The organism is Nocardia grenadensis, assembly GCF_050942415.1.
GTDB classification, from domain to species: Bacteria; Actinomycetota; Actinomycetes; order Mycobacteriales; family Mycobacteriaceae; genus Nocardia; species Nocardia grenadensis.
The window spans coordinates 5,596,489-5,609,873 of sequence record NZ_CP192054.1; the positions used below are offsets into that span (position 1 = coordinate 5,596,489).

13 protein-coding genes are annotated in these 13,385 nt (G+C 67.4%); 4 read left to right on the top strand and 9 right to left on the bottom strand.

Annotation, left to right across the window (positions count from 1 at the left end; translation table 11 throughout):
* Positions 1 to 37: 37 nt before the first annotated feature.
* On the top strand, positions 38 to 346 hold the full coding sequence (locus ACQPYS_RS25750; protein ID WP_084481013.1) for an FmdB family zinc ribbon protein: 309 nt from the start codon (positions 38 to 40) through the stop codon (positions 344 to 346).
* A gap of 143 nt (positions 347 to 489) precedes the next feature.
* Positions 490 to 1,185 (top strand): SAF domain-containing protein, encoded by a 696-nt coding sequence (locus tag ACQPYS_RS25755; RefSeq protein WP_433491057.1) that lies wholly within the window; start codon positions 490 to 492, stop codon positions 1,183 to 1,185.
* Between the two features lie 113 nt (positions 1,186 to 1,298).
* On the opposite strand, the gene ACQPYS_RS25760 is transcribed toward ACQPYS_RS25755, so the two are convergent.
* The 9 genes from ACQPYS_RS25760 to ACQPYS_RS25800 all read right to left on the bottom strand — a co-directional run bounded on the left by ACQPYS_RS25760 (position 1,299) and on the right by ACQPYS_RS25800 (position 9,650).
* A complete protein-coding gene (locus ACQPYS_RS25760; protein WP_063037007.1) occupies positions 1,299 to 1,967 on the bottom strand; it encodes an MspA family porin in 669 nt (222 codons plus the stop codon).
* Between the two features lie 74 nt (positions 1,968 to 2,041).
* Entirely contained in the window at positions 2,042 to 2,716 is a 675-nt protein-coding gene (locus ACQPYS_RS25765) for an MspA family porin (RefSeq protein WP_433491058.1), read from the bottom strand.
* A 328-nt stretch (positions 2,717 to 3,044) separates the two neighbouring features.
* Complete coding sequence (locus tag ACQPYS_RS25770; RefSeq protein WP_063037005.1) at positions 3,045 to 3,710, bottom strand: MspA family porin; 666 nt, start codon at positions 3,708 to 3,710, stop codon at positions 3,045 to 3,047.
* Positions 3,711 to 3,787: 77 nt separating this feature from the next.
* On the bottom strand, positions 3,788 to 4,462 hold the full coding sequence (locus ACQPYS_RS25775; RefSeq protein ID WP_364600807.1) for an MspA family porin: 675 nt from the start codon (positions 4,460 to 4,462) through the stop codon (positions 3,788 to 3,790).
* A 547-nt stretch (positions 4,463 to 5,009) separates the two neighbouring features.
* A complete protein-coding gene (locus tag ACQPYS_RS25780; protein ID WP_433491059.1) occupies positions 5,010 to 5,204 on the bottom strand; it encodes a hypothetical protein in 195 nt (64 codons plus the stop codon).
* Positions 5,205 to 5,219: 15 nt separating this feature from the next.
* Complete coding sequence (locus ACQPYS_RS25785; protein ID WP_039826743.1) at positions 5,220 to 5,714, bottom strand: MogA/MoaB family molybdenum cofactor biosynthesis protein; 495 nt, start codon at positions 5,712 to 5,714, stop codon at positions 5,220 to 5,222.
* A 59-nt stretch (positions 5,715 to 5,773) separates the two neighbouring features.
* Entirely contained in the window at positions 5,774 to 7,183 is a 1,410-nt protein-coding gene (locus ACQPYS_RS25790; RefSeq protein WP_433491060.1) for a trypsin-like peptidase domain-containing protein, read from the bottom strand.
* 254 nt (positions 7,184 to 7,437) lie between these two features.
* Positions 7,438 to 8,874, bottom strand: coding sequence for a sensor histidine kinase (locus ACQPYS_RS25795; RefSeq protein WP_063037485.1), 1,437 nt, complete (start codon positions 8,872 to 8,874; stop codon positions 7,438 to 7,440).
* 89 nt (positions 8,875 to 8,963) lie between these two features.
* On the bottom strand, positions 8,964 to 9,650 hold the full coding sequence (locus tag ACQPYS_RS25800; protein WP_030522341.1) for a response regulator transcription factor: 687 nt from the start codon (positions 9,648 to 9,650) through the stop codon (positions 8,964 to 8,966).
* 453 nt (positions 9,651 to 10,103) lie between these two features.
* On the opposite strand from ACQPYS_RS25800, the gene ACQPYS_RS25805 reads away from it, so the two are divergent.
* A complete protein-coding gene (locus ACQPYS_RS25805) occupies positions 10,104 to 12,890 on the top strand; it encodes an ATP-binding protein (RefSeq protein WP_433491061.1) in 2,787 nt (928 codons plus the stop codon).
* The gene (locus tag ACQPYS_RS25810) at positions 12,887 to 13,294 is read left to right on the top strand and encodes a roadblock/LC7 domain-containing protein (RefSeq protein WP_058854582.1); all 408 of its coding nucleotides are present in this window, start codon (positions 12,887 to 12,889) and stop codon (positions 13,292 to 13,294) included. The genes ACQPYS_RS25805 and ACQPYS_RS25810 overlap by 4 nt, the downstream gene beginning before the upstream one ends.
* Positions 13,295 to 13,385 lie beyond the last annotated feature (91 nt).

The window sequence follows — 13,385 nt, forward strand, 5'->3', positions numbered from 1 at the left end:
TGTAGAGTGCTAAGTCTCGAATACTGCGGAGGACCCAGTGCCAACCTATTCATACGCGTGCACCCAGTGCGACAACCGCTTCGATATCGTTCAGTCTTTTACCGATGAGGCACTCACTGTCTGCTCGGAGTGCTCCGGCGCTCTGCGTAAGCTCTTCAATTCGGTGGGCATCGTCTTCAAGGGCAGTGGCTTCTACCGGACCGACAGCCGCAGCGGCACCTCGACCGCCAGCGAACCGGCCAAGTCCGACAGCTCCACGTCGAGCTCTTCGGGATCCGGTTCGAAATCGGGCTCGGACAAGGGCTCCTCGGGTACCTCCTCGGCACCCGCCGCCGCGGCCAGCTGAGAGCGGGACCGCGGCCCCGCTCCGCCGGCACAGATCGTTGACAGCGGCCGGGTATCGCGGATGATCCATCCACAACCCGGAAGTTGTCCACAACCGCGCACAACCCCGGGTTCACGGCCGGAAAGTATCCATACGCTCGGCCCATGAGCCGTACCCGACTCCCTGCCCGCACGGGCATCGGCCGTCGCTCCCCCCTCGGTGCGGGCGATACCTTGCGCGACGCGTTCGCCGATCGCCCACCCTGGGCCGACGGGGTCCTCCTGCGCCGTGCGCTGGCCGTACTGTGCGCACTCGCGGCCGTCACGCTGTTCCTCCGCGGCGATCCGGGCCACGCGCGTATCTCTGTCGTGGTCGCGACCCGCGATCTGCCACCCGGCCACCTGCTCGCCGCCGCGGATCTGCGCCTCGCCGCCTACCCTCCCGACGCCACCCCCGACGGCGCGGCCGCCGACCCGGCACCGCTGCTCGGCGCCGTGCTCACGGCCGCCCTGCGCGCGGGTGAGGTCCTCACCGATGTGCGCGTGGTCGGGCCACGGCTCGCGGAGGCGGCCACCGGACGGCCGGATGCCCGGATAGTGCCCGTCCGCCTGGCCGATTCCGCGATCACCGAGATCCTGCGTGCCGGCGACCGGGTGGACGTAGTGGCCGCCGGCGCCGAGGATCCGGCACTCGCGCACACCCTGGCGGTCGACGCCGCGGTGGTGCTGGTGTCGGGACCGCCGGCGGATTCGGGCAACCGGCGCACCGAACGGGTCATCCTGGTCGCACTGGACGCTCGCCGGGCGGCGGTCGTCGCCGCGGCCTCGTTGAACAGTGCACTCACCGTGATCTTCCACTGATCGCACCGGGCGCCCACAACGAAGGGACCCACCGCGCGCACGCGGTGGGCCCCCACACCTGGTTGTGGGTCCGGCCGAGCCGGGAACCCGGCCGGATGAGCGCTACGGCCGGATCAGCCGAGGCTGAACGGCTGACCCCACAGGGTCACCACGGACATGACGTGATCGGTCTCGACCTTGACCTTCACGAACGCGCGCGCCTGCGCGTAACCACCGCAGCCGTTGACGGCGATGGTCTGGTCGGACCAGGTCACCGAACCGCTGTTGCCCTTGAACTTGTTGTTGGTGGCGTGGTCCTCGTCGCCGTAGTCATCCGGCTTCTCGATATCCAGGACATAGAAGGACTTCGCCTGACCGGGGCCGAGAGTCAGGTTGGCGCCGCCTTTACCGCTCGGGGTGAGCTCGCCGGAGCCGTCGCTGACCTTCACGTCACCGGTGACGCTGCCGTCGACGCCGCCACCGGAAATATTCACCTGGCAGCCCACGACGTAGCCGGGGTAGATCTTGCCGCCTTTCCCGCCGGCGATCTCGACCTGCGCGCTACCGGAGACCCACGCGTTGCGGTGGACCGGGGTGGCACCCATGGACGGGCTGATGTTGGCGGATTCGCCGACCAGGCGCACGGTCACCGCGGTGCCGTCGGACAGGGTCTTGACGATTTCACCGCCGGGCAGCGGGATGAAGGTATCGGCGTTGGCGGCTCCGGTGGAGAACAGGCCCAGCGTCATCGAGGCAGCGGCGCCGACGCCGGCGAGGCGCGCCAGATTCTTGCGGTTGAACATGTGTTTATGCCCCTCTGGGGTTGAATTCGCGACAGCGAGAAGTGTGGGTTGAGTGAATTCGGCCGGTATCGGCGTCAGCCGATACTGAACGGCTGCCCGTAGAGGGTGGTCTTGGAGTAGTGGTCACCGATGATCTCGACCACGGTGTAGGAACGTGCCTGCGCGTAACCGGCACAGCCCTGGATCGCGATCTCGACGTCCTGGTACTCGACCGAGTACACACCGGGCTTCTCGATGTCCTTGAAGTCGACCTGCACGAACTTGACCTCGCCCGGGCCCAGCTTGAGGCCGACCGAGCCGCCGATGCTGCCACCGTCGAGTTTGACGCCGACCGAGCCACCCAGGCTGATCGCGTTGTCGGCGATGCTCACCTGGCAGCCGACGATGTAGCCGGTGTTGAGCTGCGAAGCACCGTGGGTCGAGGAGTTGTTGGTCCCGTTGGCGCCGGTCGGGCCGTTGTGCGGACCGGCTTCGCCCTCGGGGGTCACCGCCACGTCGGCGGACGCGTTGCCCGAGACCCAGACGGTCCGGCCCGCGCCGTTGGCGGCCAGGGAAGGCGAGATCAGTGCGCTCTCATGGGTGCGGGTGATCTTCACGCCGGGTCCGAGTTTTTCACCGTCGGGCAGCGGAACGAAAGTGTCCGCGTTCGCGGCACCGGTCGAGAACAGGCCCATGGCCACGGCCGCGACAGCGCCCACGCCCAGAGCGCGCGCGCCGCAGCGCAGACCGGTGGTGCGGTTCTTGCTCATATTTCCCCTCATCAAGGTTTTCAGCGACACCCGGCATCGCAGCGAATCGATGTCGGGGCGGCCCGAGAACAGGCTGCAATGAGCTTGCGGGACGGCTGTAGCCACCAGATGAACCAAAAACCACACAGCCGGTGAACACTCGAATACCGTGCCGCCGACACGGTGTGTCGGCGGGATGAGTGCCAGGTAGCCGGGAAGTGACGGGTGCTGGGGAAACGTACCCCGGCACCGGCGTGCACCGTTCTGCCGGAACAGAATACGGGCCCGCCGCGGCTCTTGGCTGCGGCGGGCCCGTATTCGTGCCACTATTGTCGGATTCGGCCGGATATCAGCCGAGGCTGAACGGTTGCCCCCACAGCGTGACGAAGGTGATCACGTTCTCGGTCTCCACCTCGACCTTGACGAAGGACCGGGCCTGCGCGTAACCACCGCAGCCGTTGAGGCCGATGGTCTGATCGGACCAGGTCACCGAACCGCTGTTACCCCGGAACCTGTTGTTGGTGGCGTGATCCTCGCTGCCGTAGTCGTCCGGTCCCTCGATATCGAGGACGTAGAACGATTTCGCCTGACCGGGGCCGACGGAGAGGTTGCCGCCGGTTTCGGCGCTCGGGCTCACAGCGCCTTCGGTGTCCACTTCGGCGCCGGCACCACCCTGGGCACCGCCACCGTCGATATTGACCTGGCAGCCCACGACATAGCCTGGGTAGATCTTGCCGCCCACGTCCTCGCCGCCGGCGATCTCGACCTGCGCGCTACCGGAGGCCCACGCGTTGCGGTGGACCGGGGTGGCACCCATGGACGGGCTGATGGTTGCCGATTCGCCGACCATGCGCACGGTCACCACCGTGCCGTCGGACAGCGTCTTGACGAGTTCGCCGCCGGGCAGCGGGATGAAGGTATCGGCACTGGCCGCTCCGGTGGAGAACAGGCCGAGCGCGACAGTGGTGGCGGCGCCGACGCCGGCCAGGCGCGCCAGATTTTTGCGGTTGAACATGAGAGTTACACCCTTCGAGGGGAGAGCTCGCGAAATGCGCGAGAGAGATTCGATGCGACGTGGACGGGCGCGGCGGCTCAGCCGATGCTGAACGGCTGGCCGTACAGGGTGGTCTTCGAGTAGTGGTCCCCGATGATCTCGACCACCGTGTACGACCGCGCCTGCGCATAACCCGCGCAACCCTGGATCTCGATCTCGGCATCCTGGTACTCCACCGAGTACTTGCCGGGCTTCGTGATGTCCTTGTAGTCGATCTGCACGAATTTGACGTCGCCCGGGCCCAGTTCGACGCCGACGGAGCCGCCGAGGCTACCGCCGTCGAGGGACAGGCCCAGCGAGCCGCCCAGGCCGATCGCGTCCTCGCCGATGCTCACCTGGCAACCGACGATATAGCCGGTATTGAGCTGCGAGGCGCCGTGCGTGGACGAGTTGTTGGTCCCGTCCTCGCCGGTCGGACCGTTGTTCGGACCCGGTTCGCCTTCGGGCGTCACTGCGACGTCGGCAATGGCGTTTCCGGAGACCCAAACCACCCGGCCCGCGCCGTTGGCCGCCATCGAGGGCGAAACGACGGCATGCTCACCCGTACGGGTAATGGTCACTCCGGGGCCGGCCTTCTGGCCGTCGGGCAGCGCCACGAAGGCATCGGCATCTGCGGCGCCCACCGACAACAGGCCCACGGCGACGGCGGCCGCGGCACCGACACCCGCGATCCTGGCGCCGTTACGTACACCGTCGGTGCGGTTCTCGCTCATATTTCCCCTCATCATGTCGGACAAACAGCATGGCCTACGAGACTCGGACAGCTGACTCGCCGGCTGCGACCAGTGTTTCGCTCGTTTGTTACCTACAGGTGACCTGTTGTTATTTCGGTGCAACGCCGCAAATCGGACAATGCACGCCAATGCGACCGGCGGGGTTCCACAAAGTGAAGTCGCGCCGGACCACCATTGCGGCGGTCGACGAAGCCGAGATTAAACGGTCGGTAACAGGTTCGACAAAGGGTGCTTTCGCTATACGTTAATGTGATCCAAATCACATTCGAATCCGAGGCGTAGTGCGGCGGTGCGCAAATGCAGGTGGCAGCCCTAGGGCAGGTCGTCGGCCGTGGAAATCCCCCGCAAAGAATTCGTCAAAAAAATAGCCCCCTTTAAATTACCGACATCGAGGGCCGAATATTATAAACCGCCGAATTCGATACCGGACAATTTCGAAAGAATTCACATCCCCCTTTACCTCCCCGGGATTTAACGCGCCGACGCCGAATGCAATCGAAAAGCGTTGAGCGCCAATACCTTTCGGTCAGCCGGCGCCGCCGTGATGCGGTGGCACCTGGGAACGCCACCACTCGTCGTCGGCGCCGGATAACGCGCTGTCGTCCCGCTCGTCGCGCGTGGTGGACGGCAGCACCTCGCCGAAGATCCGGTCCAGACGCGCCGGGTCCCCCGTCCGGCGGTGTGCCCGACGGGGGACCTCGGGGTTCTCACCCTCACTCATACCGTGCGCTCCGGCTCATTCCAGCAGCCCGGACAGCTCACCGATCACCCGGCTCGCCAACGGCCCCAGGGTCGCCATCCCATCGCGGATCGCGGCCCGGGTGCCCGGCAGGTTCACCACCAGCGTGCTCCCCGAGATACCGGCCAGCCCACGGGAGAGCCCGGCGTCCAGCGAACCGGCCACCCGCCCCGAGGCCCGCAACGCCTCACTGATCCCGGGCAGATCCCGGTCGAGCACCTCGGAGGTGGCCTCGGGTGTGACATCACGCGGCGACATACCGGTGCCACCGACCGAGATCACTATGTCCACCCCACCGATCACCGCGGTGTTCAACGCGTTCCGGATCGCCACCTCGTCGGCCTCCACCGAGACGGAGGCGTCGACGAGGAACCCCGCCTCGGTGAGCAGTTCGGTGACCAGCGGGCCCAGCGAATCCTCGCCGCCGTGCGCCGTTCGATCGTCCACCACCACGACCAGTGCACGCCCCGCAACAGGAGCATCGATTTCCATACCGCTCACCGTAGCGCCGACCGCTAGCGCCGCGTGCCCACCCCCGGTCACCTTCCGCATCATCGGCCGCCCTCCACCGCGGCGGCGGCTAGGGTCACCTCGGCCGTGCGGCTGTTTCCACCACGTTCATCGGTATAGGTCACTGTCACCTTTTCTCCCGGCTGTTTCGATCGCACCGCGGCGACCAGCGCGTCACCGGAATCGATCGTGCGGTCGTCGAGCCGGGTCACGATGGACCCGGACGGGATCCCCGCCGCGGCCGCCGGGCCGTTCGGCGTGACATCGAGAACCCGCGCACCGTGCACCGATTCGTCCCGCTGCACCGTCATCCCGATCTGCGCGTATGTCGCGTGACCGCTCTTGATCAACTCGTCGGCGACCCGGCGTGCCTGATCCACCGGGATCGCGAAACCGAGCCCGATGGAACCGCTCTGCTGACCTCCCGCGCCCGAGGATCCCAGACTCGCGATCGCGGTATTGATCCCGATCAGCCGGCCCTCGGCGTCGACCAGCGCACCACCGGAATTACCCGGGTTGATCGCGGCATCGGTCTGGATCGCATCGATCACCGGATTCGGCACGGTCGGGTCGTTGCCGCCCTCTCCGGTGGTCGACACCGGGCGATTCATCGCCGAGACGATCCCGGTGGTCACCGTGCCTGCCAGCCCCAGCGGCGAACCGATCGCCACCACCGGCTGACCGACCTGTAGATTCGCCGAACTACCCAGTTCGATCGGCTGCAGATCCGTCTTCCCGCGCACCTTGATGACCGCGAGATCGGAGACCGGATCGGCACCGACCAGTGAGGCCTGCGCCGTGCTGCCGTCGGAGAAGGTTACCGACATTTCACCGTTCCCGCCGCCACCGGCCGCGACATGGTTGTTGGTCAGGATCAAACCGTCCGAGGAAAGAACCACCCCGGACCCCTCCCCCTGCCCGCGGTTACTGGCCACCTCGATCATCACCACCGACGGCAGCACCCGCTGCGCCACCGCCTGGGTCGACCCGGCCGGCGCATTCGCCGTGTTCTGCACCTTCGGCACCGGCCCGTCCAGCGCGTTGGTCACCGCCGGACGATCGCCCGAATCGCTGACCAGCGCACCCACCGCGCCCCCTATACCGCCGCTCACCAGGGCCAGCGCGACCGCCCCGGCCACCAGACCGGTCCGCACCGAGCTCCGGCGCGGCGGTGGCGCCGCGGCCGCGTAGAACTGCCCGGAATCGCCGGGCGGCGGCCCGGCGAATGATCCGCCCGCGACCGGATACGCAGCAGTGTCGCCCGGCCGGCCGCCCGGGAACGGCGGTGCACCCGGATACTGCGGTGCCCCGCCACCCGGCATCCCACCGGGCCCGGCCGGCTCGCCGCCGGCCCCCGAACTCGGCGGCGGCCCCGCGTGCGGTTGCGGAGTCGAGGGCGGCACCGGTCCCGATTCCGGCCCGGCCGGCCGATTGGTGAAATCCTCGGTCATAGTTTCCCTTTTCTGCTCATATCCGCTGTCCAGCCTGCCGACCACTACTGAGAACGAACTGAGAGCCGCATTAATTTGCGGTGCCTATAGCCGCGCCTCCGGTCGCTACGTGGTCGCGGCACCGGATGACCCGATTCTTCATTCCACCGATCGGTCGCTGCACTCCGCATCGGTCGCTCCGGAACCGGGGCGGGCCCCGACTACGGAGGTGGATCATCCGCAATCGATCGGAGAAGCGCGCGAACATACACGAATTATTCGCCTTCGGCGCTTTCCGGACGATATTCCTCCGGCGGCGGATTTTCACCCGGCAACACGATGCGGATGAGCGCGCCGCCGCGCTCGGAGGTATCGATGGCAATGGTTCCGCCGTGTTTGGTCACGACCTGTTTCACAATTGCCAGGCCGAGTCCGGAACCGGGCATGGAGCGGGAGGCGGTGGTGCGGTAGAAACGCTCGAAAACCAGCTCGCGCTCGCCCGGTGGAATACCGGGTCCGGCATCGTCGACCGACAATTCCAGAAGCCCGCGGCCGGTCTCGGCCATCCGCACGCGGACCTGCTCGCCGGGCGGGTTCCATTTGGCGGCATTGTCGAGAACATTGAGAATCGCGCGTTCCAATGCGGCGTCGTGTCCGTACACGAACCAGGGGCGCAATTCGGCGGCGAAATCGGACGCGCCGCGGCGGCGGACCCGTTCCAGTGCGCGTTCGGTCACCTCACCGAGGTCGACCCGCTCGTACACGGTTTCCGGGGCGTCCTCGCGGGCGAGATCCACCAGGTCGCCGACCAGGTTGGACAGTTCTTCGATCTGCGCCATCACATCCGACCGCAGTTCGGCCATGTCCTCCTCGGGGATGGCCGGGGCGTCGGGGCGGCTCGAGGCGATGAGGAGTTCCATATTCGTGCGCAAGGAGGTCAGCGGGGTGCGCAGTTCGTGGCCGGCGTCGGCGACCAGCCGCCGCTGCCGGTCCCGGGATTCGGTGAGGGCGCGCAGCATGGTGTTGAAGCTCTCGGTGAGCCGAGCGAGCTCGTCGTCACCGGTCACCGGAATGGGGGTGAGGTCGTCGGTCCGCGCGATCCGCTCGGTGGCCGCGGTCAGCCGGGCGATCGGGCGCAGCCCGGTCCGCCCCACAGTGGTACCCGCGCCGGCGGCGAGGACCACCCCGGACGCGCCGACCGCGAACAGCAGCCAGGCCAGCCGGTCCAGCACCTCCCGGGTCGGTTCCAGGCGTTGCGAGATGATCAAAGTGACGCCGGAATCCATACGCTCGGCCAATACCCGCTGATTGTTGTAGGTGCGCAGGGACGAATCGCGGGTGCCCTGCGCCACCGCGATCTCCTCGGTTCCGATGGGCGGTGTGGTCGGCTGTGGCGGGATATAGGCGGGCAGGCTGGGACGCTGGGTGGACTCCTGATTGGCGGGCGGATAGATCAGCGCTACGCCGATATCGTTGGAGAACAGTGTCGCCACGCCCAGCGATTGGAAGGCCATACTGTCGATATCGCCGCTGATCATGGTGGCGGCGCGGGCCCGCAGTTGCGCGTCGACCTGCCCGTAGAGGGCGCGGGCGACCATGGCGTAGGCGGCGATCGAGGTGATCGCCACGAAGATCGCCACCAGCGAGGCGGCCAGCAGAGTGACCCGCCACCGCAGGGATACGGTGCGGGTCAGCGGAGTCGGGGGGCGCATAGGGGTCGGCTCGTCCGGCCAGGGGCCGCCGAGTGGCGCGACCGAATGTTTCTTCGCCGCGGAACGGGAGGTGCGTGCCATATCCGCGCTTACGGGGGCGTTTCACGCAGGACGTAACCGACCCCGCGGACGGTATGGATGAGCCGGGGTTCGCCGTCGGCCTCGGTTTTCCGGCGTAGATAGCCGATATAGACCTCCAGGGCGTTTCCGGAGGTGGGAAAGTCGTAGCCCCACACCTCCTCGAGTATCCGGCCGCGGGTCAGTACCCGGCGCGGGTTGGACATGAGCATTTCGAGCAGGGAGAACTCGGTGCGGGTCAGCGAGATGGACCGCGAACCGCGGGCAACTTCCCGGGTGACCGGGTCGAGCGAGAGGTCGGCGAAGTGCATCGCCTCGGAGATCTCGCCGGTGTCCGGGGCGCGGCGGCGCAGCAGCGCGCGCAGCCGGGCCAGCAGTTCTTCGAGCGCGAACGGTTTGGGCAGGTAGTCGTCGGCGCCGGCATCGAGGCCCGCCACCCGCTCGGAGACCGAATCCCGCGCGGTCAGCACCAGGATGGGCAGATCGTCTCCGGTGCTGCGCAGTCGCCGGCACACTTCGAGCCCGTCCAGTCGAGGCATCATGACATCGAGTACCAGCGCGTCCGGGCGGTCGGCGGTCGCCTTCTCCAATGCGTCGATACCGTCCACCGCCAGATCGACGGTGTATCCGTTGAAGGTCAGCGACCGGCGCAGTGACTCCCGCACGGCACGATCGTCGTCGACCACCAGAATCCGCATAACACCAGTTTGACCGCAGCGACTGAGAGGCTACTGAGAGGGTCCGCCGCGCCGCGAGTCCGCTGACCACCGGCGTCGTCGGACGGATTTTCCGAATCCGGCGCGAAGGCGGGTCGAATAACAAGCGAAACTTCCCCCTCATGGGAAGATGTCGGACGGTCGACCTAATGGCGACGAACTCGCGGCGTTCCTTGCGCAGGCATCTCGACCTGGGAATTCATCCGCCGACCGGACGATCCATTACCACCCTGTGATATGCCACGAAACCTGTTCCACATCCGCTTTATTCGCGGCATAACCGTCTGAACGTCCCGATTGCCCGCCGCTACCATGCACGGTATGTTCCGATCGGTAAAAACTAGACCTCCGGTTGGTTCGGTGTGCAGTGAATCATAACTGAAGCGCCCACGCGCCAATAAGAGGTCGATCGTGATGCGGAGGCGACAGAGGCGGATGGAAACCCCGCGACCGTGGCAATTCAGCCTGTCCAACTGGTCGGTCACCCGCAAGGTCGGCATCGTCCTGGTCCTGCCGGTCGTCCTGGCGACCCTCTTCGCGGTGCTGCGGATCAACAACGAGCTGCGCACCCTGGAACAGCTCGAGGCCGCGACCGACCAGTCCCGCATCATCGCGCCCATCGTCGGCTACAACGCCGCCGCCGAGCACCTCGCGGTCACCGCGACCGCCGGCTGGGCCGACAACCGCAATCCGCGGGCCTCCGCGGCCCTCGCCGGGTTCGACGCGGCCCACGAAACCTTGGAAAGAGCGCTGGACTCCAATCAGATCCGGCCGGAGGTCTCCCGGGAACTATCCTCGGCACTCACCATCGGCGGCACCATGCGCAGCGGCCTCAGCAACGGATCGCCCGCCATGGTGGGCGATCAGGCCGACGAGATCGCGGTCCGGATCGGCAATGCGCTCGCGCAGTCACCCACCGTCGAGGACCTCTCGATCCAGCGCTACTTCCTGCAGGTGAGCGCCATCCAGAACGCACGGCGGTCGCTGACCGCGCAACGCCTGGTGATCAGTTCGCCCACCGCCGAGGACAATCCGGCCATGCGCGCCCGGGTACTCACCTCCGGTGGCGCCGAGCTCACCATGATCCACCAGTACGGACAGATCATGCCGGATGTGGCCGGCAATATGCGGCCGCTCCTGGACGCGGTCCAGACCCGGCTGGCGATCTTCAGCCAGGGCACCCAGGGCGCGATGACCGATCCCGCCGCGCTGAAATCCCTCGACACCAGCTCGCGGGCCTACCAGGTCACCACCGACCAGCTGATCGCCACCATCAGCGGCGCGCTGCACCATGCGACTGTTTCCGCCCAGAACAGCGCGCTGCGGGAGACCGCACTGCTCATCGCCGCCCTGCTCGGCGGCCTGACCCTCGCCCTCGCGGTCGCCCGGACCTTGGTCGTCCCAGTGCGCCGGCTGCGCCGTGACGCACTGGAAGTGGCCCATGTGCGCCTTCCCGAGGAACTCGAGCAGGTCCGCGGTGGCGCCGAGACCCCGGAGATCGAGCCGGTCGGCGTCCAGGGCACCGAGGAGATCGGCCAGCTCGCCCGAGCGGTCGACGAAATGCACCAGCAGGCCCTCAATCTGGCCGCCGACCAGGCACGTCTGCGGGTGCAGATCGGCAACATGTTCGAGACCCTGTCCCGGCGCAGCCAGTCGCTGGTCGAACAGCAGCTGGGCATCATCGAAGAGCTCGAACACGACGAGGACGATCCGAAACGGCTGCAGAACCTGTTCCGGCTCGACCATCTCGCCACGCGGATGCGGCGCAATGGTGACAACCTGCTCGTGCTGGCCGGTACCGCGCTGCGTCGCGGCCAGCTCGATCCGGTCCCGCTCTCGGATATGCTGTGGAGTGCGGTTTCCCAGGTCGAGGACTATCAGCGGGTCGAGATCGGTCATGTGCCCGAGGGTGTGGTCGCCGGTGAGCCCGCGGTCGATATCGAACACCTGCTCGCGGAGGTCATCGACAATGCGCTGCGGTACTCCCCGCCCAATACGCCGGTGGCGGTGACCGTCTCCCGCGCGGTCGACGGCGGGTACCTCATCGAGATCACCGACCGGGGACTGGGTATGGCCACCGAGGACCTGCAGGCCGCCAACGCGCGCCTGGCTTCCGGTGGTGAGATCAATGTCGAAACCGCACGCCGGATGGGTCTCTTCGTCGTCGGCCGGCTGGCCAAACGGCATCAGATCACCGTGGGGCTGCGGCGTACCTCGACCATGGCGCAGCAGCCCGGTATCACCGCCAGCCTGCATCTACCGGGCCTGTTGATCTCCCCCGATACCGGGTCGGACAACTCGAACGTACTCACCGCCGACCTCTCCGCGGCCCCGCCGCAACTCCAGCACACCTCGCAGCTGCCGCAGCTCCCCCCGCCGCCGGCGCCGCGGCAACTGACCCCGGTGCCCGACCTGCCGTCCGCGGATTCGTGGACCTCGCGGACCGATCTCCCCGCGGTGCGGCCGCTCACTCCCGCACCCGTGACATCGAGTTTCGGTACCACGTCCACCGGGCTACCGCAGCGTCGCCCGTCCACGCACGGTCCGGCCGCCCTCGGCAAGGACACCAACGGCAGCGGCTCCCGGGACACCTTCTCGGCATTCGATCCCATCCCCGAGTCCGCGGCCAACGATGAATCGCCCACCGGGATCTGGTCGGAAACCTACAAGACCCAATCCTTCCCGGCTCCGGTGGAGACCTCGGCTCCCGACACCCCCGACCCCCGTCCGGCGTCCGAACCGGAGCCGCCGGCGGTCACCGCCCGCTCCGGCTTGCCGATCCGGCGTCCGGGTATGGACCACGACGACCCGTTCGGCCGCACCGCGGAGCGTCGCGACGAGCCGGCGCCGAATACGACCACCTCCGCCCGGCTGCAACCGGTGGGCGGCGAAACCCCCACTCCGATCTACCAGCGCATGGTCTCGGAATGGCTGGTCGAGCCGGCCACCACGGCGGACCAGCCGCGGCAGGACTGGACCACTCCCGCCGATATCGGCTGGCTGGCCGCAGAGGACGCTGCCAAGCCGAGCTCGGATTCCAAGACCGCGAACGGGCTCCCCATCCGCCGGCCGGGCGCGCAACTCGTACCCGGGGGGCTGACCCCCGTCGAAGACGAGGTTCCACGGGACCCGGCGGAGATCCGGAGCAATCTGACCAGACACCTGAGCGGGGTCCGCAGTGGGCGGGCCGACGCGCAGAACAATGACGGAGGGCTTGTATGACCGATCCGAAGAGCAGCACGGACGAGAACTTGAACTGGCTCGTCGCCAGATTCACCCGGGATGTGCCGGGTGTCTCCCATGCCGTCCTGGTCTCCGCGGACGGCCTGTTGCAGGCTGTCAGCCCCCATCTGCCCGCCGATCGTGCCGAACAGCTCGCCGCGGTGACCGCGGGCCTGGCCAGTCTCTCGACCGGCGCGGCACAGTTGTTCGACGGCGGCAAGGTGATGCAGTCGATCGTGGAGATGCAGCGCGGCTACCTACTGGTGATGAGCGTCGGCAACGGCTCGCATATCGCGGTACTCGCCAACAAACAGCACGATATCGGCCGAATCGGTTACGAGATGGCCCTGCTGGTCGATCGCGTGGGTTCGGTCGTCAGCGCGACCGCCCGATCCACCGTCTGAGCACGATGTCCCAATTCGGCCAAGGCTTACCCGATCCGCACACCGGCGGACCCGGATTCGGCTCCCCGGACCACAACTACGGTCCGGGTGC

What these genes read in the sequence shown, in the direction of transcription:
- ACQPYS_RS25755 (WP_433491057.1), top strand. Translation starts at nt 490, where the DNA reads ATGAGCCGTACCCGACTCCCTGCCCGCACGGGCATCGGCCGTCGCTCC.
- ACQPYS_RS25760 (WP_063037007.1), bottom strand. Translation starts at nt 1,967, where the DNA reads ATGTTCAACCGCAAGAATCTGGCGCGCCTCGCCGGCGTCGGCGCCGCT.
- ACQPYS_RS25765 (WP_433491058.1), bottom strand. Translation starts at nt 2,716, where the DNA reads ATGAGCAAGAACCGCACCACCGGTCTGCGCTGCGGCGCGCGCGCTCTG.
- ACQPYS_RS25770 (WP_063037005.1), bottom strand. Translation starts at nt 3,710, where the DNA reads ATGTTCAACCGCAAAAATCTGGCGCGCCTGGCCGGCGTCGGCGCCGCC.
- ACQPYS_RS25775 (WP_364600807.1), bottom strand. Translation starts at nt 4,462, where the DNA reads ATGAGCGAGAACCGCACCGACGGTGTACGTAACGGCGCCAGGATCGCG.
- ACQPYS_RS25780 (WP_433491059.1), bottom strand. Translation starts at nt 5,204, where the DNA reads ATGAGTGAGGGTGAGAACCCCGAGGTCCCCCGTCGGGCACACCGCCGG.
- ACQPYS_RS25785 (WP_039826743.1), bottom strand. Translation starts at nt 5,714, where the DNA reads ATGGAAATCGATGCTCCTGTTGCGGGGCGTGCACTGGTCGTGGTGGTG.
- ACQPYS_RS25790 (WP_433491060.1), bottom strand. Translation starts at nt 7,183, where the DNA reads ATGACCGAGGATTTCACCAATCGGCCGGCCGGGCCGGAATCGGGACCG.
- ACQPYS_RS25795 (WP_063037485.1), bottom strand. Translation starts at nt 8,874, where the DNA reads ATGCGCCCCCCGACTCCGCTGACCCGCACCGTATCCCTGCGGTGGCGG.
- ACQPYS_RS25800 (WP_030522341.1), bottom strand. Translation starts at nt 9,650, where the DNA reads ATGCGGATTCTGGTGGTCGACGACGATCGTGCCGTGCGGGAGTCACTG.
- ACQPYS_RS25805 (WP_433491061.1), top strand. Translation starts at nt 10,104, where the DNA reads ATGGAAACCCCGCGACCGTGGCAATTCAGCCTGTCCAACTGGTCGGTC.
- ACQPYS_RS25810 (WP_058854582.1), top strand. Translation starts at nt 12,887, where the DNA reads ATGACCGATCCGAAGAGCAGCACGGACGAGAACTTGAACTGGCTCGTC.